Origin of the sequence: Lelliottia sp. AC1 (assembly GCF_023278595.1) — a bacterium.
In the GTDB taxonomy this organism is placed as follows: Bacteria; Pseudomonadota; Gammaproteobacteria; order Enterobacterales; family Enterobacteriaceae; genus Enterobacter; species Enterobacter nimipressuralis.
Window position 1 is genome coordinate 482,412 of the sequence record NZ_CP025699.1, and the last position, 21,125, is coordinate 503,536.

General features: G+C 55.8%; 16 protein-coding genes, 3 tRNA genes and 1 pseudogene. 16 read left to right on the forward strand and 4 right to left on the reverse strand.

The genetic code is table 11. The features are described 5' to 3' along the window. Positions 1-170: 170 nt before the first annotated feature. Positions 171-1,148 (forward strand): elongation factor P--(R)-beta-lysine ligase, encoded by a 978-nt coding sequence (gene epmA, locus C0560_RS02305; RefSeq protein ID WP_100777906.1) that lies wholly within the window; start codon positions 171-173, stop codon positions 1,146-1,148. A 92-nt stretch (positions 1,149-1,240) separates the two neighbouring features. Here the strand turns inward: epmA and mscM are convergent, their stop codons facing one another. The 3 genes from mscM to rsgA form a co-directional block, all read right to left on the reverse strand. Beyond that, positions 1,241-4,552: a miniconductance mechanosensitive channel MscM gene (gene mscM / locus C0560_RS02310; RefSeq protein WP_102104430.1), complete on the reverse strand. Its 3,312-nt coding sequence runs from the start codon at positions 4,550-4,552 to the stop codon at positions 1,241-1,243. Between the two features lie 17 nt (positions 4,553-4,569). Next, positions 4,570-5,538, reverse strand: a complete 969-nt coding sequence (asd, locus tag C0560_RS02315; RefSeq protein WP_102104431.1) for an archaetidylserine decarboxylase — start codon at positions 5,536-5,538, stop codon at positions 4,570-4,572. 97 nt (positions 5,539-5,635) lie between these two features. Next, entirely contained in the window at positions 5,636-6,688 is a 1,053-nt protein-coding gene (gene rsgA / locus C0560_RS02320) for a small ribosomal subunit biogenesis GTPase RsgA (RefSeq protein ID WP_248859537.1), read from the reverse strand. 107 nt (positions 6,689-6,795) lie between these two features. Here rsgA and orn point away from each other — a divergent pair, with 107 nt between their 5' ends. The 4 genes from orn to C0560_RS02340 all read left to right on the forward strand — a co-directional run bounded on the left by orn (position 6,796) and on the right by C0560_RS02340 (position 7,830). After that, positions 6,796-7,341: an oligoribonuclease gene (gene orn / locus C0560_RS02325; protein ID WP_100777902.1), complete on the forward strand. Its 546-nt coding sequence runs from the start codon at positions 6,796-6,798 to the stop codon at positions 7,339-7,341. 188 nt (positions 7,342-7,529) lie between these two features. Then, positions 7,530-7,605, forward strand: a tRNA-Gly gene (locus C0560_RS02330). Positions 7,606-7,642: 37 nt separating this feature from the next. Beyond that, positions 7,643-7,718 (forward strand) — tRNA-Gly (locus C0560_RS02335). Between the two features lie 36 nt (positions 7,719-7,754). After that, a tRNA-Gly gene (locus tag C0560_RS02340) sits at positions 7,755-7,830 on the forward strand. A gap of 270 nt (positions 7,831-8,100) precedes the next feature. Here C0560_RS02340 and queG read toward each other — a convergent pair. Next, on the reverse strand, positions 8,101-9,240 hold the full coding sequence (queG, locus tag C0560_RS02345) for a tRNA epoxyqueuosine(34) reductase QueG (RefSeq protein ID WP_102104433.1): 1,140 nt from the start codon (positions 9,238-9,240) through the stop codon (positions 8,101-8,103). On the opposite strand from queG, the gene nnr reads away from it, so the two are divergent. The 11 genes and pseudogenes from nnr to C0560_RS02400 all read left to right on the forward strand — a co-directional run bounded on the left by nnr (position 9,239) and on the right by C0560_RS02400 (position 21,117). Continuing rightward, positions 9,239-10,765: a bifunctional ADP-dependent NAD(P)H-hydrate dehydratase/NAD(P)H-hydrate epimerase gene (nnr, locus tag C0560_RS02350; protein WP_248859538.1), complete on the forward strand. Its 1,527-nt coding sequence runs from the start codon at positions 9,239-9,241 to the stop codon at positions 10,763-10,765. The genes queG and nnr overlap by 2 nt on opposite strands. Beyond that, positions 10,758-11,219, forward strand: a complete 462-nt coding sequence (gene tsaE, locus C0560_RS02355) for a tRNA (adenosine(37)-N6)-threonylcarbamoyltransferase complex ATPase subunit type 1 TsaE (protein WP_248859539.1) — start codon at positions 10,758-10,760, stop codon at positions 11,217-11,219. Before nnr ends, tsaE begins: the two co-directional genes overlap by 8 nt. A gap of 16 nt (positions 11,220-11,235) precedes the next feature. Beyond that, positions 11,236-12,570 carry an N-acetylmuramoyl-L-alanine amidase AmiB gene (amiB, locus tag C0560_RS02360; protein WP_248859540.1) on the forward strand — a complete coding sequence of 445 codons (1,335 nt, stop codon included), beginning with the start codon at positions 11,236-11,238 and terminating at the stop codon, positions 12,568-12,570. Between the two features lie 9 nt (positions 12,571-12,579). Continuing rightward, complete coding sequence (gene mutL, locus C0560_RS02365) at positions 12,580-14,421, forward strand: DNA mismatch repair endonuclease MutL (protein WP_248859541.1); 1,842 nt, start codon at positions 12,580-12,582, stop codon at positions 14,419-14,421. Next, positions 14,414-15,364 carry a tRNA (adenosine(37)-N6)-dimethylallyltransferase MiaA gene (gene miaA / locus C0560_RS02370; protein ID WP_248859542.1) on the forward strand — a complete coding sequence of 317 codons (951 nt, stop codon included), beginning with the start codon at positions 14,414-14,416 and terminating at the stop codon, positions 15,362-15,364. The genes mutL and miaA overlap by 8 nt, the downstream gene beginning before the upstream one ends. A gap of 85 nt (positions 15,365-15,449) precedes the next feature. Continuing rightward, entirely contained in the window at positions 15,450-15,761 is a 312-nt protein-coding gene (gene hfq / locus C0560_RS02375; RefSeq protein ID WP_006810391.1) for an RNA chaperone Hfq, read from the forward strand. A gap of 74 nt (positions 15,762-15,835) precedes the next feature. Further along, positions 15,836-17,116: a ribosome rescue GTPase HflX gene (gene hflX, locus C0560_RS02380; protein ID WP_100777896.1), complete on the forward strand. Its 1,281-nt coding sequence runs from the start codon at positions 15,836-15,838 to the stop codon at positions 17,114-17,116. A 60-nt stretch (positions 17,117-17,176) separates the two neighbouring features. Then, entirely contained in the window at positions 17,177-18,439 is a 1,263-nt protein-coding gene (gene hflK, locus C0560_RS02385; RefSeq protein ID WP_248859544.1) for an FtsH protease activity modulator HflK, read from the forward strand. A 2-nt stretch (positions 18,440-18,441) separates the two neighbouring features. Continuing rightward, complete coding sequence (hflC, locus tag C0560_RS02390; RefSeq protein WP_100777894.1) at positions 18,442-19,446, forward strand: protease modulator HflC; 1,005 nt, start codon at positions 18,442-18,444, stop codon at positions 19,444-19,446. 71 nt (positions 19,447-19,517) lie between these two features. Further along, positions 19,518-19,716 (forward strand): annotated as a pseudogene (locus C0560_RS02395) (DUF2065 domain-containing protein). Positions 19,717-19,818: 102 nt separating this feature from the next. Beyond that, entirely contained in the window at positions 19,819-21,117 is a 1,299-nt protein-coding gene (locus C0560_RS02400; protein WP_100777893.1) for an adenylosuccinate synthase, read from the forward strand. The last annotated feature ends 8 nt before the right edge of the window (positions 21,118-21,125 follow it).

Sequence of the window (21,125 nt, forward strand, 5' to 3'; positions counted from 1 at the left end):
CGCGTTCGATTTTTTTGCTGTTAAGTCCTGGGATTTATCACCGTAATTGATGGATTGCGTCACGGAATTTAGCGGATTGCTGAATCGAGAAAATTTACTGTGCAAAATTTGTCTCTCTCCCCGCTAACGAGTAGACTTCGTGCCCTTGTCTGAATCCGGAGAAAATTCCCATGAGCGAAACGGCCACCTGGCAGCCGAGCGCAACCATCCCTAACCTGTTAAAACGTGCAGCAATTATGGCAGAAATTCGCCGCTTCTTTGCTGACCGTGGTGTACTTGAGGTGGAAACGCCGTGCATGAGTCAGGCGACGGTAACAGATATTCATCTGGTCCCGTTTGAAACCCGTTTTGTCGGTCCTGGTCACTCTCAGGGGATGAATCTGTACCTGATGACCAGCCCGGAATATCACATGAAGCGCCTGCTGGCGGCGGGCTGTGGCCCGGTGTATCAGCTGTGCCGCAGCTTCCGCAATGAAGAGATGGGGCGCCACCACAACCCAGAGTTCACCATGCTGGAGTGGTATCGCCCGCATTACGACATGTACCGTCTGATGAACGAAGTGGACGATCTGCTGCAACAGGTGCTGGAGTGCGCCGGTGCTGAGACGCTCTCTTATCAGCAGGCTTTCCAGCGTCATCTGGAAATCGATCCGCTGTCCGCGGACAAAACGCAGCTGCGTGAAGTGGCGGCGAAGCTGGATCTGAGCAACGTCGCGGATACAGAAGAAGATCGCGATACCTTGCTGCAACTGCTGTTCACCTTTGGCGTAGAGCCGCAGATTGGTAAAGACCGCCCGACCTTTGTCTATCACTTCCCGGCAAGTCAGGCGTCGCTGGCGCAGATCAGCACCGAAGATCACCGCGTCGCCGAGCGTTTTGAGGTCTATTACAAAGGCATGGAACTGGCGAATGGTTTCCACGAGCTGACCGATGCCCGCGAACAGCAGCAGCGCTTCGAACAGGATAACCGCAAGCGTACCGCGCGCGGCCTGCCGCAGCAGCCGATTGATACCCATCTGCTGGAAGCATTAAAAGCCGGTCTGCCAGACTGCTCCGGCGTAGCGCTGGGTGTGGATCGTCTGGTGATGCTGGCGCTCGGTGCCGAGCAATTAGGCGATGTGATTGCGTTTACGGTTGATCGCGCCTAGATAAGCAGCAAAAACCCTCTCGAGAGAGGGTTTTTTATGTGAGCCCTTCTCCTGAGGGAGAGGGCGGGTGAGTGCATCAGACCCTACTCACCCTACAAACTTCCCGCCGGGCGCTTGCGCGCCGCAGACGTCAACGTTCTTCCCGTTTTACGCCCATCGAGTGTTTCCAGACGCATCTGGAACGGTGGGAATGGCATATCAATACCGTGCTCGCGGAACCCGGCCAGAATCAGCTGGTGGATTTCATGACGCAGCGGCATACGGTGGCCCATCTCAGCGGCGTAGATACGCAGTTCGAAAATCTGAATCCCCTGCTGCAAATCGACCAGGAACACTTCCGGTGCCGGGTTATCGATCACCAGCGAACAGCGCTCGGCAGCGGTGTACAGAATCTGCGTCACCTCTTCGCTGTTAGCATCTGATGGCGCCGGAACGGTCAGCACCACGCGCGTGACGGAGTCGGACAGCGACCAGTTGATAAACTGCTCGGTGATAAACGCCTTGTTCGGCACGATGATCTCTTTGCGATCCCAGTCGCTGATTGTAGTCGCACGGGTGTTGATCTTGGTGATGCTCCCGGTCAGATCGCGGATCGTCACGGTATCGCCAATGCGGATGGGTTTTTCGAACAGGATGATCAGGCCGGAGATGAAGTTGGCGAAGATCTCCTGCAAACCAAAGCCCAGACCGACACCCAGTGCCGCGACCAGCCATTGCAGTTTGGACCACTCAATCCCAATCATCGAGAAGCCAACCAGTCCGCCAAACAGCAGAATCAGGTATTTGGTAATCGTAGTGATGGCATATCCGGTGCCGGGGGTGAGATCCAGATGCTGTAACAGCGCCAGCTCCAGCAGAGCAGGGAAGTTACGCACCAGTTGGGTGGTAATGATCAGCACCAGAATCGCAATCAACACCGCACCCAGCGTAATCGGCTCAAGGCTTTCGACGCCCTGCACCGTAGATGTGGCATCCCACAGAGAGATGTTCTCAAGGAAGCCAAACGCCGAGTGGATCTCCGACCACAGTACGATCACTGACAGCAGAGCGATGAGCATCAGGATGGAGCGCACCAGGCGCAGGGACTGGGTACTGATGGCATCCAGATCCAGTTCAACCTCGTCCACTTCCGTTGTGCCTTCAGTGCTGCTGGTGCTGTGCGGATCGTCTTCGCCACGCGCACGCTGGGCGAGGATTTCGGCGCGACGATGTTTGGCGCGGTCAAACGCCAGACGGCGACGCTGAATCAGCATCCAGCGGCGGATAATGTGATACACGACCAGCAGCAGGAACCAGATCGCCACCGACGTTTCCAGACGGGCAAGCAGAGCCTGGGCGGTTGCCAGATACCCGACTGCTGCGGCAAGAATCGCCGCCAGCGGAGCGCTGAGCAGCAGGTTCCACAGCATGCGGTTCACCATGTTTTCGCCACTACCGGTTTTGTCGACATACAGCGGAATCCCGGCTCGTTTCAGGCTCAGGGTTACCATCGCCAGCGCGCCGCAGATCAGCATAAAGCACAGACGTCCGAGGGAGCCGGAAAACTCACGGTCGTTGAGATTATCGAACATAATGAGCGCCATAATCAGCGGCACGATAAGCCCGATACTCATCAGGTAATAGCGCATCGCCCGCGTCACGCGCTGGCGCGGCCAGGCGAAGTGGGCGATAAACAGCCCGTTCGGACGGGCAAAGGTCGCGCAAATCATCACCACCCACAGCAACGGCACCGTGGCCGTCACGCCATCGCCAATCGCTACGGCGAGCGGATACGGCCAGGCTTCTCGCAGGCCATAACCCAGCGTCATCCACAGCACCGGCAGCGGGGACGCCACCAGAATCGACCAAAATACGGTGCGCAGCGTGAGCCAGAAGTGGTCCTGCGTCACTTTCCCCACCCGGGCGCTGGAACGCTCCAGGAAACGGGTGAAGTGCCTGCGCGAGTAAATGCTAAAACCGACCAGAATCAGCGCGCCAAGCAGCGGGAAAATCGTCTCTTTGCTGGTGAGGATCATCACGCCCGCTTTGCCCAACTGACCAAAGGTATCCAGTGAAATCAGGCGGCGCAGGTCTTGCACGAGGTCAATCGGCCAGGAGATGCTCATCGGGCGCACGTCAGAGGTCCAGAACAGATAGCGGTGCGTGGCTTCGTTCACCTCTTTCAGCGCGTCTTCCAGCTGGCTGTTGGAGACTTTCAGCTTGGTCAGTTCCAGAATCAGCGTGTCGCCGCCCTGCAGCAGAGAGTTCAGCAATTCGCGCTGAGTGCGCAGCTGAGCGTCGAGAATGCGATTCTCTTCGCTGGTCAACGGCTCGCCATCGGCCTGATGCTGCTGACGGACTTGAGACTGTTTGTTGAGAAGGTCTTCATAACGCAAACGCTGGACGCGCAGCTGCGCCATTTCCGTGTCCAACTGCTGCGGCTTAGGCATCTCCGGCAGACGCGCAACCTGAGCGCGTAAGGCTTCGCCCAGCAGATTCGATGAGCCCAGCCACTGGGACTGCTCGCGAAGGGTGTTCAACGCCTGACGCACCTGTAACGTCTGATTGGTCGCCTGGCGCTGCTGCGAGGCCACCAGATCCATACGCTGGGCCTGCTGGTTCAGGGCTGCGGACAGCTCGCGGTTAATCTTGAACTGCGCTACGATCCCCGCCGGGAGATTTTCGCTGTTTTCTGCCAGCAGTTCGGTGCTCTCCAGCGCGCGTTCTGCCTCGCGCTGACGCTGGCTGTTAAGCTGATTTCGCAGGGCTTGCAGATAGGTATCGAGCTGCTGACCCTGTTTCTGCGCCAGTTCGGAACGCATTCGCGCCAGTTCCTGACGGTTATTGGCAGACAACTGGGCCAGCTCAAGCTCATCGACCAGGGCTTTCAGTTTGGCCGATTCGGCCTGCAGGCTGAGATTTTGCGGATTATTACCGGGCTGTGTGCCAATACGACGTTCGACTTCGTTCAGCTGGCGGCGAGCATCGGTTTGCTGTTGGGGCAGTTGGCTGAGCGAATCTGCGATTTCACGCGCCCGCTCTTGCTCCTGCTGCGCCTGACGGCTTTTCTCCAGCAGCTGGCTGCTGACCTGCAGGATTTCCTGATTCAGGGCGTCCGTCGTCATGCCCGAGGGAACGTTACGCGGCTCATCGCGTAAATTATTCAGCTGCGAGCGGAGCGTTTGGGAGAGTTTGGGGAAGTTATCGATAACCTGCTGATATTGCTCTGCGCGCTCGAGGGAACCTTTACGTTCCTCAAGCGCGTTCAGCGCAGCCTGTAGCTGCTCAACGGCTTCCGGCTGGGCGGGTTTTGCCGCTTTTGCCTGCTCCAGTTCCTGAGAGATCTGTTTGGCATCAGGGGCTGTCGCTGCGTACGCCCCTGTACTGAGGCACCAGGCCATCAGAAAAATGATAATCGGGCGCACTTCAGTAACCCCTTTGGTTAGCCTTGGTCGTTCTTGTCGTCAACCAGCGGACTGGCGTCGTGTTCGGCTTTAATCTCTTCTTCTGCAAGCGGTGCTGGCTCAACTTCTGGTGTCACGAAGGTTTCCGTCGAGATAGCCAGCGGCTGACCAATTTTGGTCACGGACAGGCTTTGCAGAGAATCCACCAGATTCACTTTACCCGGCGCGAACAGGTTGATCACGGTAGAACCCAGTTTGAAGCGACCCATCTCCTGGCCTTTCAGCAGGGCAATCGAGCCTTCGTTTTCGCCAGCCGGCCATGTCCAGCGTTTGATTACACCTTCGCGTGGCGGCGTGATGGTGCCAGCCCAGACGGTTTCGATGCTGCCAACAATGGTAGCACCCACCAGAATCTGCGCCATTGGACCGAATTCAGTATCAAACAGGCAGATGACGCGCTCGTTACGGGCGAACAGGTTCGGGACGTTTTGCGCCGTCAGATGGTTCACGGAGAACAGATCGCCTGGCACGTAGATCATCTCACGCAGGATACCGTTGCACGGCATGTGTACGCGGTGATAGTCGCGCGGCGAGAGGTAGGTGGTGACAAATGAGCCGTTGCGGAACAGGTCTGCCATCAGGTAGTTACCTGCCAGCAGGGCTTCCATGCTGTAGTCGTGGCCTTTGGCCTGCAGGATTTTGTCTTCTTCGATTTTGCCAAGCTGGCTTATCACGCCGTCTGCCGGCATCACCAGCACATTCGGGTCGGTGTTCAGCGGACGAACGTCATCACGCAATGGGCGGACAAAGAAATCGTTGAAGGTGCGGTAGCTGGCGGTGTCCGGCTTCTGCGCCTCTTTCATGTCGACCTTGTAGTATTTAACGAACAGATCGATAACCAGCTTAGTCAGCCAGCCCGCTCGTTTGCTCGCGCCCCAGCCCGCCAGGCGGGTGAGCCATAGTTTAGGCAGAATGTATTGAAGCGAAAGTTTGAATGAGTTTAACAAGGTAGCCTCCAGGCCATTGTTTTGTCGTTCCTGATCCGGCTTCACAGCGCCGGAACCTGAAAAAAGGGGACGATTTTAGCGACGCTTAGCTTAGTTGTCAGTTATCAGAATCAGAAAAGTTTTTACGCGTTTTTACCTGGTCCATGCTTTCGAGGATGCGGTGATAGTTGTAGAAACGGGTTTCGGCAATTTTCCCGGTTTCAACCGCTTCACGAATGGCGCAGCCAGGGTCGTTATCGTGTTTACAGTCGCGGTATTTGCAAGCGCCTAAATAGTCATGGAATTCGACAAATCCATTGAAGATTTGTTCCGGCTCAAGGTGCCACAAACCAAATTCACGCACCCCTGGAGAGTCAATGACATCGCCGCCGTGTGGGAAGTGGTACAGGCGCGAGGCCGTGGTGGTGTGCTGACCCAGCCCGGAGTTGTCGGACACATCGTTGGTCAGGATCTCTTCCTGCAGCCCCAGAAGATTATTTAACAGGCTGGATTTCCCCACGCCAGACTGGCCCGCAAAGATGCTGATGCGGTCGGTGAGCGCCTCTTCAAGCGGTTTCAGGCCATCTTTCTTGTGGCTGGAGACCATCAGTACGCGATAGCCAATATCACGGTAGATATCCATTTGCTCGTTCACAAATGCCATACCGTCGTCATCCAGCAGATCGATTTTGTTGAGCACGATCAGCGGCTCAACGTCCAGCGTTTCGCAGGCCACGAGATAGCGGTCGATAATATTGAGCGAAAGCTCGGGTAAGATCGCCGATACAATCACGATCTGATTGATGTTGGCAGCGATCGGTTTAACGCCGTCGTAGAAGTCGGGGCGTGTCAGAACGGACGTGCGCTCATGAACCGCTTCGACGATCCCTTTTACGTTGACACCTTCGGACGCCGCTTTGCCTGGACGCCATACCACGCGGTCACCGGTCACCAGTGAACGGATGGTGCGACGAATGTTGCAGCGGTGGACGCTACCGTCGGCGGCTTCCACATCGGCGTGCATGCCGAAACGGCTGATCACCATGCCTTCGGTCGTTTCGCCAAACAGGTTGTCGTCGTAATCGGGTTTCTCCGAAGTGGTCTTAAGACGGCGCTGATGGTTGGCACTCACACGGCGCTGTTGCCCTTTGGAGAGTTTATTTTTACTCAATCGTGCTGACTCCTGGTCGCCCGTATCGGGCAAAACCTCTATGATACACACTAATTAATACTAGTTAACCTGCTACTGCCGGTTATGCGAGAAGGGTGGAAAATAACATGAGCGCGGATGAAAACAACCTGATTTGGATTGATCTTGAAATGACCGGTCTGGATCCCGAGCGCGATCGCATCATTGAGATCGCAACGCTGGTGACCGATGCCAACCTGAACATTCTGGCGGAAGGCCCGACCATTGCGGTACATCAGTCTGACGAACAGCTGGCGCTGATGGACGACTGGAACGTGCGCACCCATACCGGCAGCGGACTGGTAGAGCGCGTGAAAGCCAGCACTCAGGGCGATCGCGACGCGGAGCTGGCGACCATTGAGTTTCTGAAACAGTGGGTGCCTGCCGGTAAATCACCGATCTGCGGTAACAGCATCGGCCAGGATCGCCGCTTCCTGTTTAAGTACATGCCGGAGCTTGAAGCCTATTTCCATTACCGCTACCTGGATGTCAGCACCCTGAAAGAGCTGGCGCGTCGCTGGAAACCGGAAATTCTGGATGGCTTTAAGAAGCAGGGCACCCATCAGGCGATGGACGATATTCGTGAGTCGGTGGCTGAGCTGGCGTATTACCGCGAAAACTTTATTAAGTTGTAAGTTTGCTGCCCGGCGCGCTTGCGCAGCCGGGTTTTTGCCGTTAAATTGTGCAGCTTGCCGATTAATTAGGCACTTGAACAGGATTTCAAAAAAATCGCTTTCAGGGGGGTTGCAGCTAAAAGGATTTCTCGTATAATGCGCCTCCCGTAACGACAGAGAATTACACGTTACGACAGCAACAAATTTTTGCGGGAATAGCTCAGTTGGTAGAGCACGACCTTGCCAAGGTCGGGGTCGCGAGTTCGAGTCTCGTTTCCCGCTCCAAATTTGAAAAGTATCGCAAGATGTACGCACCACCCAAGCGGGAATAGCTCAGTTGGTAGAGCACGACCTTGCCAAGGTCGGGGTCGCGAGTTCGAGTCTCGTTTCCCGCTCCAAAATTTGAAAAGTGTCGCAAGACACGCACCACCCAAGCGGGAATAGCTCAGTTGGTAGAGCACGACCTTGCCAAGGTCGGGGTCGCGAGTTCGAGTCTCGTTTCCCGCTCCAAATTCTTCTTCATACCCAGTTTATCCACAGCGAAATGCTTCGTTGGGGACGCTTTCTTTTGTTTCTGACAAACTCTTGTGAACAGAGTTATCCACAGATCCCACTATTTTGCTAAAAGCCCAAAAACCTTCGCAGGGTGAACGGTATATTCATAACCAATTGAATATAAAGCTAAAAATATCATTTCAAAATGTTATTGAGATCTCTTGACCTCTCTGCAAAGCCCGATGGTTGCTGACTTCATGATTTTATTCACAGGCTGTGAATAGTTCAGGCGTCGCGCACAAGCCCCTTTTCGATCACTCTCACCAGACGTTTTTTCTGAGGTAATTGCACCTCGACTACACAGGCGTTTCGCTTCTCAATTTGCTGCGCAATCGCCCATTCTATGTGTTCGTCGAGAAGTGGGTGCTCACCTCTGCGCTTTTCAAGCGCCTGAATATTGGCCTCGTCCCAGGGAGCATTTCCTAGCGCAACGGCAATATTTCTCAGCCAGCGCAGATGGCCGATACGGCGAATTGCCGAACCTTCGGTGATCCTGAGGAAATACGGTTCGTCCCAGGCAAACAGCTCCGTCAGTTTCGGCGCATGTAACGCTTTACGCGGACTAAAATCGTCTTCATCCGTGAGCTGCGAGTAGCGATTCCAGGGGCAGATGAGCTGACAGTCGTCACAGCCATAAATTCGATTGCCAATCAGCGGGCGGAACTCTTCGGGGATCGCCCCTTCCAGTTCGATGGTGAGATACGAGATGCAGCGGCGTGCATCCACGGTGTAAGGCTCGACAATCGCTCCTGTCGGGCAGATGGTCATGCACGCTACGCAGCGACCACACCCTTCTTCGACCGGGCCGTCGACCGGCAGCGGCAAATCAATCAGCAATTCACCGAGAAAGAAGAATGAGCCTGCGTCGCGGCTGAGGATAAGTGAGTGCTTACCTGTCCAGCCAAGCCCGGCTTTTTCAGCGATAGGGCGCTCAAGAATAGGCGCAGAGTCGACAAAAGGTCTAAAATTCAGCGAGCCGCAGTGCTGCTGGATAGTTTCCCCGAGTTTTTTTAAGCGGTTACGCAAAAGCTTATGATAATCACGCCCAAGCGCATATCGGCTGACGTAACCCAGGGAGGGATCTTTCAACGTGCGGGCAAACGCCGCGTTAGCGGGGAGGTAGTTCATGCGAACGCTAATGACGCGCAGGGTACCCGGTAAAAGCTCGTGGGGCCGGGCGCGCATCATCCCGTGACGCGCCATCCACTCCATTTCGCCGTGGTATTGTTTGTCCAGCCAGGCCTGCAGTTTTGGCTCGCTCGCGGAAAGATCAGTATCGGTGATACCGACTTTCTGAAAGCCAAGCTCAGCGCCCCATTGTTTAATGTTTTGCGCTAATTGATTGAGATCGAGGGGCTGTGACATGACGGACCATACGGTGAAGAAAATCCCCGCAAGTATACCACATTCCATTTGGCCTGCGGATGACCTGCGACGCGCTGAAAAAGAGGCGGCAGATAGCCTGGGCATTACCCTGTATGAGCTGATGCTCCGCGCGGGCGAAGCGGCGTTTCGCGTTGCGCGTGAAGCCTATCCGCACGCCACTCATTGGTTGATTCTTTGCGGGCACGGCAATAACGGCGGCGATGGCTACGTGGTGGCCCGACTGGCCGCCGCCGCTGGCCTGAATGTAACCCTGCTGGCACTGGAGAGCGACAAACCGTTGCCAGAAGAAGCGAGCGAAGCCCGGGACGCCTGGGTAAACGCCGGTGGCGTGATCCATGCTTCGGATGTCGTCTGGCCAGAGGGTATCGATCTGATTATTGATGGCCTGCTCGGCACCGGGCTGAGCCAGGCTCCGCGCGACAACGTTGCGACACTGATTGAACATGCCAACAGCCATCCCGCTCCCGTAATCGCCCTGGATATTCCTTCGGGCCTGGTGGCGCAAACGGGCGCGACGCCTGGCGCGGTGATTCACGCCACGGCTACCGTGACCTTTATCGCCCTTAAACCTGGATTGTTGACCGGCAAAGCGCGCGATGTGGTGGGGACGCTTCACCATCATGCGCTCGGCCTGGATAGCTGGCTTGCGGGCCAGGAGACGTCGCTTTCCCGTTTTGATGCTTCCCAGCTTGCTCAGTGGCTGCCGCCGCGCCGTCCGACATCCCACAAAGGCGATCACGGGAAACTGGTGATTATCGGTGGCGATCACGGCACGGCAGGGGCGATTCGTATGACCGGAGAGGCCGCTCTGCGGGCGGGCGCTGGTCTGGTGCGAGTGCTCACTCGCATCGAAAACATCCCGCCGTTAATTACCGCTCGCCCTGAACTGATGGTCAGCGAACTCACGCCGCACTCTCTCGAAGAGAGCCTGGCCTGGGCGGACGTGGTGGCGATAGGCCCGGGGCTGGGTCAACAGGAGTGGGGCAAAAAAGCGCTACAGAAAGTCGAGAATTGCCGTAAACCGATGCTGTGGGATGCCGACGCGCTGAACCTTCTGGCAATCAATCCTGATAAACGTCACAATCGCATCCTGACGCCACACCCCGGCGAAGCCGCGCGGCTGCTTAACTGCAGCGTCGCAGAAATTGAAAGCGATCGCTTACTTTCTGCGCAGCGTCTGGTAAAACGTTATGGGGGTGTTGCGGTTCTGAAAGGGGCAGGCACGATAGTGGCCTGTGAATCTGGCGCGTTGGGCATTATCGACGCGGGCAATGCGGGAATGGCAAGTGGCGGAATGGGCGATGTGCTCTCCGGCATTATCAGCGCGTTGCTTGGACAGAAACTTACCCCTTATGATGCAGCTATTGCAGGCTGCGTGGCGCACGGTGCCGCTGCTGATAGAGTGGCGGCGCAGTATGGAACGCGCGGCATGCTGGCCACCGATATTTTTGACACGCTGCGGCGTGTTGTTAACCCGGATGTGACTGACGTAGAAAATGACTAATCGTGTGATTGCTTTACCCGACGAGCAGGCAACTTTGGATTTCGGCAAGCGCCTGGCACTGGCCTGTGACGGTGCCACCGTCATCTATCTGTACGGTGATTTGGGCGCGGGTAAAACCACCTTCAGCCGGGGTTTTTTACAGGCGCTAGGCCACAAAGGGAATGTGAAAAGTCCGACCTATACCCTGGTCGAACCCTATACGCTCGACAATCTGATGGTATATCACTTTGATCTTTACCGTCTTGCGGACCCAGAGGAGCTGGAATTTATGGGTATCCGTGACTATTTCGCCAACGATGCCATTTGCCTGGTGGAGTGGCCGCAACAAGGTGCGGGTGTGTTGCCTGACCCGGATGTCGAAATTCACTTAGATTACCAGGCGCAAGGGCGTGAGGCACGCATCAGTGCAGTTTCCTCATCAGGCTGTTCCTTGCTGGCTCGCTTAGCCAGCTGAATGAAGGGATAACGGGATGATTAATCGCGTTAAAGGTTGGTTGTTGGCCGCCACGGTGCTGCTGTGCGCGCAGGCCGGTGCGGCGAGCTTATCGGACATTCAGGTGTCCAACGGTGATGCGCAGGCGCGTATCACCTTCAGTTTTATGGGCGATCCCGATTACGCCTTTACCCAGGTCGATAAACGTAGCGTTGCGCTGGATATCAAACAGACCGGCGTGATCCAGGGGCTACCGCTGCAGTTTAGCGGGAATAACCTGGTGAAAAGTATTCGCTCCGGCAATGCAAAAGATCCTCAGTCCCTGCGACTGGTGGTGGATCTGACGCAAAACGGCAAAACCCGTGCGGTGAAGCAGCAAAATGGTGCTAACTACACCGTGGTCTTTACCATCAATGCCGATGTTCCGCCTCCGCCGCCAGCGCCCGTCGTGGCACAACGTGTAGAGCAGCCGGTGGTCGCGCCGCGTCCTTCTGAACCGGCGCGGAATCCGTTCAAAGCGCAAAACGATCGTCTTACCAGCGTCACCAGCAGCAATACCGTGACGCGTCCCGCGGCGCGCGCCCGTGCGGTGTCGTCCGATGAGAGAGTGATCATTGCCATTGATGCCGGTCACGGCGGTCAGGACCCTGGCGCGATTGGGCCGGGTGGTACGCAGGAGAAAAACGTCACGATTTCGATTGCACGTAAGTTGCGCGCGTTGCTGAATGACGATCCGATGTTTAAAGGCGTCATGACCCGCGACGGCGACTACTTTATCTCCGTGATGGGGCGTTCCGACGTGGCGCGTAAGCAAAACGCCAACTTCCTGGTGTCGATTCACGCGGATGCTGCGCCGAATCGCAGCGCGACCGGTGCGTCGGTGTGGGTGCTGTCAAATCGTCGTGCGAACAGCGAAATGGCGAACTGGCTCGAGGAGCATGAGAAACAGTCTGAACTGCTCGGCGGCGCAGGTGACGTGCTGGCGAACAGCCAGTCCGACCCATACCTCAGCCAGGCGGTACTGGATTTACAATTCGGCCATTCTCAGCGCGTCGGGTATGATGTGGCGACGAACGTGATTAGCCAGCTTCAGCGCGTCGGTGCGATCCACAAACGCCGTCCTGAGCATGCGAGTTTAGGGGTGTTACGCTCACCGGATATCCCGTCGATTCTGGTTGAAACCGGTTTTATCACCAATAACGGCGAAGAGCGCCTGCTGGGCAGCGACAGCTATCAGCAGCAAATTGCCGATGCGATTTATAACGGTCTGCGCAACTATTTTGCCGCGCATCCGCTCCAGTCAGCGCCGCAAGGGGGCGCGGGTCAAACCGCCAGCGCCGCCCTGCCTGGCGACATGAGCGCGACCAACTAAGGAGAGATCATGCCGATTCAGGTTCTGCCGCCGCAGCTTGCGAACCAAATCGCCGCCGGCGAGGTGGTGGAGCGTCCTGCATCGGTCGTGAAAGAGCTGGTTGAAAACAGTCTCGATGCGGGAGCCACCCGCATCGATATTGATATCGAACGCGGCGGTGCCAAACTTATCCGCATTCGCGACAACGGCTGTGGGATCAAAAAAGACGAGCTGGCGCTGGCGCTGGCGCGTCACGCCACCAGTAAAATTGCCTCTCTCGACGATCTGGAAGCCATTATCAGCCTCGGTTTTCGCGGCGAAGCGCTGGCCAGTATCAGCTCCGTTTCTCGTCTGACGCTCACCTCCCGTACCGCCGAACAGCAGGAGGCCTGGCAGGCGTACGCGGAAGGGCGCGACATGGACGTGACCGTCAAACCCGCCGCGCATCCGGTGGGCACCACGCTGGAAGTGCTGGATCTCTTTTACAACACCCCGGCGCGGCGCAAGTTTATGCGCACCGAAAAAACCGAATTTGGCCACATCGACGAAATCATTCGCCGCATCGCGCTGGCGCGTTTTGACGTGACGATCAACCTGAGCCACAACGGCAAAGTGATGCGCCAGTATCGCGCCGTTGCGGAAGGCGGGCAGAAAGAGCGTCGCTTGGGGGCAATTTGCGGGACTGGCTTTTTGGAACAGGCGCTGGCAATTGAATGGCAGCACGGCGATCTCGCGATGCGCGGCTGGGTGGCCGATCCAAAATCCATGAACGCGGCGCTGGCGGAAATCCAGTACTGTTACGTCAACGGTCGCATGATGCGCGATCGTCTGATCAACCACGCTATCCGCCAGGCCTGCGAAGATAAACTCGGCGCGGATCAGCAGCCTGCGTTTGTTCTCTATCTTGAAATCGATCCGCATCAGGTGGATGTCAACGTGCATCCTGCCAAGCATGAAGTGCGTTTCCATCAGTCGCGTCTGGTCCATGATTTTATCTATCAGGGCGTGCTGAGCGTTTTACAGCAGCAGGCGGAACCGGTATTGCCGCTGGAAGAAGAGAGCGTCGCGCCGCGTCCGATCCCGGAAAACCGCGTGGCGGCTGGCCGTAACCAGTTTGCAGAACCCGCCGTTGCCCGTGAACCCGAAACCCCGCGCTATTCCCCGACCAGCCAGGCGCCGCGCCCGAGCGGGGCGAATTACCCTCATGCGCCGGGTTATCAAAAGCAGCAGGGTGCGCTTTATAGCAAATTGCTGGATACTCCAGCCGTAGAGCGCAAAGAGCCCGTGGCGCCAGCGGCCCCCGCGCTGGAAGGCCACAGCCAAAGTTTTGGTCGGGTGTTAACCATCATTGCGCCGGATGTGGCGCTGCTGGAGCGTGACGGGAAACTGGCTCTGCTGGCGTTACCGGTTGCGGAGCGCTGGCTGAAGCAGGCACAGCTGACGCCCGGGGCAAATGCGGCCTGTGCTCAGCCGCTGCTGATTCCGGTTCGGCTCAAAATTTCAGCGGACGAAGCCGGCCTGTTAAACCGTGCGAAAGCGCTGTTGGCGGAAATGGGCATCGAATTTGTGTTAGAGGCGCATCATGTGACGATTCGCGCGGTGCCTTTACCCTTACGCCAACAAAATTTACAAAACTTGATTCCTGAACTGATAGGCTACCTGGCGCAGCAAACGACCTTTGATGCCACCAATACCGCGCAGTGGATCGCCCGTCATTTAGCGAGCGACCATCATCCGTGGAATATGGCGCAAGCCATTACCGTATTGGCCGAAGTTGAACGTCTTTGCCCTCATTTGGTCAAAGCACCGCCGGGTGGTTTATTACAACGTGTTGATTTAGATTCGGCGATGAATGCCCTGAAAAATGAGTGATGTGAGTAAGGCGAGCCTGCCAAAGGCGATTTTTTTAATGGGCCCAACGGCCTCGGGTAAAACCGCGTTAGCCATTGAGCTACGTAAAGTTTTGCCAGTAGAGTTGATTAGCGTCGATTCCGCCCTTATTTATCAAGGGATGGATATCGGCACGGCGAAGCCAGACGCAGAAGAACTGCGCGCGGCACCGCACCGACTGCTGGATATTCTCGACCCGTCGCAGGCGTACTCCGCAGCGGATTTCCGCCGCGATGCGCTGGCGCAAATGGCCGAGATCACCGCAGCGGGCCGGATACCGTTGTTAGTTGGCGGGACCATGCTCTACTTCAAGGCGCTGCTGGAAGGGTTATCACCCTTGCCATCCGCAGACCCTGAGGTGAGAGCCAGAATTGAGCAGCAGGCGGCAGAGCAAGGATGGGGCGCGTTGCACAAGCAGCTGGAGGACATTGACCCGGTTGCCGCAGCACGGATTCATCCAAATGATCCGCAAAGGCTTTCCCGGGCACTGGAAGTTTTTTTCATTTCGGGTAAAACTTTAACGGAACTGACGCAAACGTCAGGAGAGGCTCTGCCGTATCAGGTGCATCAGTTCGCCATCGCCCCGGCGAGCCGTGAACTGCTCCATCAACGAATTGAGCAGCGTTTTCATCAGATGTTAGCTTCAGGTTTTGAAGCAGAAGTGCGGGCGCTATTTGCTCGCGGAGATTTGCATACGGACATGCCTTCCATTCGTTGTGTCGGATACCGCCAGATGTGGTCATACATTGAAGGTGAGATCTCATACGATGAAATGGTTTATCGAGGTGTTTGCGCCACCAGACAGTTAGCGAAACGCCAGATAACCTGGTTGCGCGGTTGGGACGGTATCCACTGGTTAGACAGTGAGAAGCCAGACCAGGCGTACAATGAAGTTTTACAGGTTGTGGGTGCTATCGCAGACTGAATGTGTACAATTAAGTCGTATCGTGCGCAATTTTTCAGAATCGCAAGGTTCTAAGTACATAACAAGCATATAAGGAAAAGATAGAATGGCTAAGGGGCAATCTTTACAAGATCCGTTTCTGAACGCATTGCGTCGTGAACGTGTTCCAGTTTCTATTTATTTGGTGAATGGTATTAAGCTGCAAGGTCAGATTGAGTCTTTCGATCAGTTCGTGATCCTGTTGAAAAACACGGTCAGCCAGATGGTTTATAAGCACGCTATCTCTACTGTTGTTCCGTCTCGTCCAGTATCTCATCACAGCAACAACGCTGGCGGCGGCACCGGTAGTAACTACCATCATGGCAGCAACGCACAGGGCTCTTCTGCTCCTGCGCAGGACAGCGAAGAAACCGAATAAGGTAACGGGCTGTTTTTCCACACGGGGAGCCAGGTTTCTGCGTTCCCCGCTGATTTATTTTGAGGATAATACGCTTGTTTGACCGTTATGATGCCGGCGAGCATGCGGTACTGGTACACATCTATTTTACGCAAGACAAAGATATGGAAGATCTCCAGGAGTTTGAAGCTCTGGTCTCTTCTGCCGGTGTCGAAGCATTACAGGTGATTACCGGTAGCCGTAAAGCGCCGCACCCAAAGTTTTTTGTTGGTGAAGGTAAAGCAGTCGAAATTGCGGAAGCCGTAAAAGCAACCGGCGCGTCCGTCGTGCTGTTTGACCATGCGCTATCTCCGGCTCAAGAGCGTAACCTGGAAGCCCTGTGCGAATGTCGTGTTATCGACCGTACCGGACTGATTTTAGACATTTTTGCTCAACGTGCACGTACCCACGAGGGGAAATTGCAGGTTGAGCTGGCGCAATTGCGTCATCTGGCCACGCGTCTTGTGCGCGGCTGGACCCACCTTGAAAGGCAAAAAGGCGGGATTGGTTTACGCGGTCCGGGTGAAACCCAGCTCGAAACCGACCGTCGACTGCTGCGCGGCCGTATTACCCAGATCCTCTCACGTCTGGCAAGAGTTGAAAAACAGCGTGAGCAAGGACGTCGTTCGCGAACCAAAGCTGACATCCCAACGGTGTCGCTGGTGGGGTATACCAACGCCGGTAAATCCACCCTGTTTAACCAGATCACCGAGGCCAAGGTTTATGCCGCAGACCAGTTGTTTGCGACCCTTGACCCGACGCTGCGTCGCATTGACGTTGCGGATGTGGGTGAAACAGTGCTGGCGGATACCGTAGGGTTTATTCGTCATTTGCCACACGATCTGGTGGCCGCGTTTAAAGCCACACTGCAGGAGACGCGTCAGGCGACGCTGCTGCTGCATATCATCGACGCTGCGGATGTTCGCGTGCAGGAAAACATCGACGCGGTGAATACCGTGCTCGAAGAGATCGATGCGCACGAGATCCCAACGCTTCTGGTGATGAACAAAATCGATATGCTGGACGATTTCGAGCCACGTATCGACCGAGATGAAGAGAACAAACCGATTCGGGTCTGGCTTTCCGCTCAGACCGGTGTCGGTGTGCCACTACTTTTCCAGGCTTTGACAGAACGTCTTTCTGGTGAGGTGGCTCAGCACACGCTGCGTCTGCCGCCACAGGAAGGCAGGCTGCGCAGCCGGTTTTATCAGCTTCAGGCGATAGAAAAAGAGTGGATGGAGGATGACGGCAGCGTGGGGATGCAGGTGCGTATGCCGATCGTTGACTGGCGTCGCCTCTGTAAACAAGAACCTACGCTGGTGGACTACGTCGTCTGACCAGATAAAGGTGCACGAGCCTGAAAATTCGCCCTTGCATAACAAATATGGAGCATATACATGGCGTGGAATCAGCCCGGTAATAACGGACAAGACCGCGACCCGTGGGGAAGCAGCAATAATCAAGGCGGCAACTCTGGGGGAAATGGCAACAAAGGTGGTCGCGAGCAGGGGCCTCCTGATCTGGACGATATCTTTCGCAAGCTGAGCAAAAAGCTTGGTGGTTTCGGTACAGGTAAAGGTTCTGGCTCGGGTGGAAATTCCACTCAGGGTCCGCGCCCGCACATGGGTGGCCGCGTAGTGAGCATTGTTGCTGCTGCCGTGGTCATCATTTGGGCTGCCAGCGGGTTCTACACCATTAAAGAAGCTGAGCGCGGTGTGGTCACTCGTTTCGGTAAGTTTAGCCATCTGGTTGAGCCGGGTCTGAACTGGAAGCCAACGTTCGTGGATAACGTGACTGCGGTAAACGTGGAATCGGTACGCGAACTGGCGGCGTCTGGCGTGATGCTGACCTCTGACGAGAACGTGGTGCGCGTTGAGATGAACGTGCAGTACCGCGTCACCGATCCGCAACACTATCTGTTCAGTGTGACCAGCGCCGACGACAGTCTGCGTCAGGCTACCGACAGCGCCCTGCGTGGCGTGATCGGTAAATACACCATGGACCGTATCCTGACCGAAGGTCGTACCGTTATTCGTAGCGATACCCAGCGCGAGCTGGAAGAGACCATCCGTCCGTACAACATGGGTATCACCCTGCTGGACGTCAACTTCCAGGCCGCTCGTCCGCCGGAAGAGGTCAAAGCTGCCTTCGATGATGCAATTGCCGCACGTGAAAACGAACAGCAATACATCCGTGAAGCTGAAGCTTACACCAACGAAGTTCAGCCTCGTGCTAACGGTCAGGCGCAGCGTATCCTCGAAGAGGCGCGTGCGTATAAGACTCAGACCATCCTGGAAGCCCAGGGTGAAGTGGCTCGCTTCGCGAAGCTCCTGCCGGAATATAAAGCTGCCCCGGAAATTACCCGTGAGCGTCTGTATATCGAGACCATGGAGAAAGTGTTGAGCCACACCCGTAAAGTGCTGGTGAACGACAACAAAGGTGGCAACCTGATGGTGCTACCGCTGGACCAGATGCTGAAAGGCGGTAATGCGCCTGCGGCAAAGCAGGATAACAGCGGAGCAAACAATCTGCTGCGTCTGCCTCCGGCATCCAGCAGCAGTTCCAGCGCCAATACCACGTCTTCTTCAAGCGATGGTGACATCATGGACCAACGCCGTGCCAACGCACAGCGTAACGACAGCCAGCGTCAGGGGGAATAACGATGCGTAAGTCAGTTATTGCGATTATCATCATCGCGCTGGTCGTACTTTATACCTCCATCTTTGTGGTGAAAGAGGGCGAGCGCGGGATTACCATGCGCTTCGGTAAAGTCCTTCGTGACGATGAAAACAAACCGCTGGTCTTTGAACCGGGTCTGCACTTCAAGCTCCCGATGATTGAATCAGTGAAAATGCTCGACGCTCGTATCCAGACGATGGATAACCAGGCCGATCGTTTTGTCACCAAAGAGAAAAAAGACCTGATCGTCGATTCTTACATCAAATGGCGTATCAGCGACTTCAGCCGTTACTACCTGGCAACAGGCGGCGGTGACGTCTCTCAGGCCGAAGTGCTGCTGAAACGTAAGTTCTCTGACCGTCTGCGTTCTGAAATTGGTCGTCTGGATGTGAAAGACATCGTGACCGACTCCCGTGGTCGTCTGACCCTGGAAGTGCGTGATGCGCTGAACTCCGGTACTGCGGGCACGGAAGACGAAGTTGCGACGCCAGCAGCGGACGATGCGATTGCTAAAGCGGCTGAGCGTGTTCAGGCTGAAACCAACGGCAAAGTGCCGGTGATCAACCCGAACAGTATGGCGGCGTTAGGTATCGAAGTGGTCGATGTGCGTATCAAGCAGATTAACCTGCCTGCGGAAGTGTCCGAAGCGATTTACAACCGTATGCGCGCTGAGCGTGAAGCGGTTGCCCGTCGCCACCGTTCACAGGGTCAGGAAGAGGCTGAGAAACTGCGCGCGACAGCGGACTATGAAGTGACGAAAACGCTGGCTGAATCCGAACGTCAGGGCCGCATTATGCGCGGTGAAGGCGATGCGGAAGCCGCGAAACTGTTTGCCGATGCATTCAGCCAGGATCCGGATTTCTATGCCTTTATCCGTAGCCTGCGTGCGTATGAAAACAGCTTCCAGAGCAACCAGGATGTGATGGTGCTCAGTCCTGACAGCGATTTCTTCCGTTATATGAAGACGCCAGGCAACGCCACGCGATAAACTCCATCTCGTTTGAGTTATCAAACCACCGCTCTCAACGGAGCGGTGGTTTTCTTTTATCAGGAGCTAAAATGAATTCCACCATCTTGCTGGCGCTTGCTCTGGTTTTGGTGCTCGAAGGCCTTGGCCCGATGCTTTATCCGCGCGCCTGGCGCCGAATGATCGCCACCATGACCCCAACTGCCGGATAATATTTTACGTCGTTTTGGCGGGGGTCTTGTGGTTGCAGGAGTGGTGATCTACTACATGTTGAGGAAAACGATTGGCTGATCAAAAAGTGGTCGGATTTGCATTATATTGAGGGCAAAAAGTGCTGTAACTCTGAAAAAGCGGTGGTAGAATCCATTTTTAAGCAATCGGTGATTTTGAAAAATGGGTAACAACGTTGTCGTACTGGGCACCCAATGGGGTGACGAAGGTAAAGGGAAGATTGTCGATCTTCTGACTGAACGTGCTAAATATGTTGTACGCTATCAGGGTGGTCACAACGCAGGCCATACTCTCGTAATCAACGGTGAAAAAACCGTCCTCCATCTTATTCCATCAGGCATTCTTCGTGAAAATGTGACCAGCATCATCGGTAACGGTGTTGTGCTGTCTCCTGCTGCGCTGATGAAAGAGATGAAAGGCCTGGAAGACCGTGGTATCCCGGTTCGTGAGCGTCTGCTGCTCTCCGAAGCCTGCCCGCTGATCCTCGACTATCACGTCGCACTGGACGTGGCGCGCGAAAAAGCACGTGGCGCGAAAGCTATCGGCACCACCGGCCGTGGTATCGGCCCTGCTTACGAAGATAAAGTTGCTCGTCGCGGTCTGCGCGTTGGCGACCTGTTCGACAAAGCCACCTTCGCTGAAAAACTGAAAGAAGTGATGGAATATCACAACTTCCAGCTGGTGAACTTCTACAAAGTAGACGCCGTTGACTACCAGAAAGTACTGGATGATGTCATGGCGGTTGCTGACATCCTGACCGGTATGGTTGTGGATGTGTCCGATCTGCTGGACCAGGCGCGCAAACGTGGCGATTTCGTCATGTTCGAAGGCGCGCAGGGTACGCTGCTGGATATCGACCACGGTACCTATCCGTACGTGACCTCCTCTAACACCACCGCGGGTGGCGTGGCGACTGGCTCCGGCCTGGGTCCACGTTATGTGGATTACGTGCTGGGTATCATTAAAGCTTACTCCACTCGCGTGGGTGCAGGTCCGTTCCCGACTGAGCTGTTTGATGACATCGGCGAGTTCCTGTGCAAGCAAGGTAACGAGTTTGGCGCGACCACCGGTCGTCGTCGTCGTACCGGCTGGCTGGATGCGGTTGCAGTGCGTCGCGCAGTGCAGATCAACTCCCTGTCTGGCTTCTGCCTGACCAAGCTGGACGTGCTGGACGGCCTGAAAGAAGTGAAAATCTGCGTGGGCTACCGTATGCCAGATGGCCGCGAAGTGACCACCACTCCGCTGGCCGCTGACGACTGGGAAGGTATCGAGCCGATTTACGAAACCATGCCAGGCTGGTCCGAAACCACCTTTGGTGTGAAAGAGCGTAGCGGTCTGCCGAAAGCCGCGCTGGACTACATCAAGCGTATTGAAGAACTGACCGAAGTGCCGATCGATATTATCTCTACCGGCCCTGACCGTACCGAAACGATGATTCTGCGCGACCCGTTCGACGCTTAAACCTCGTT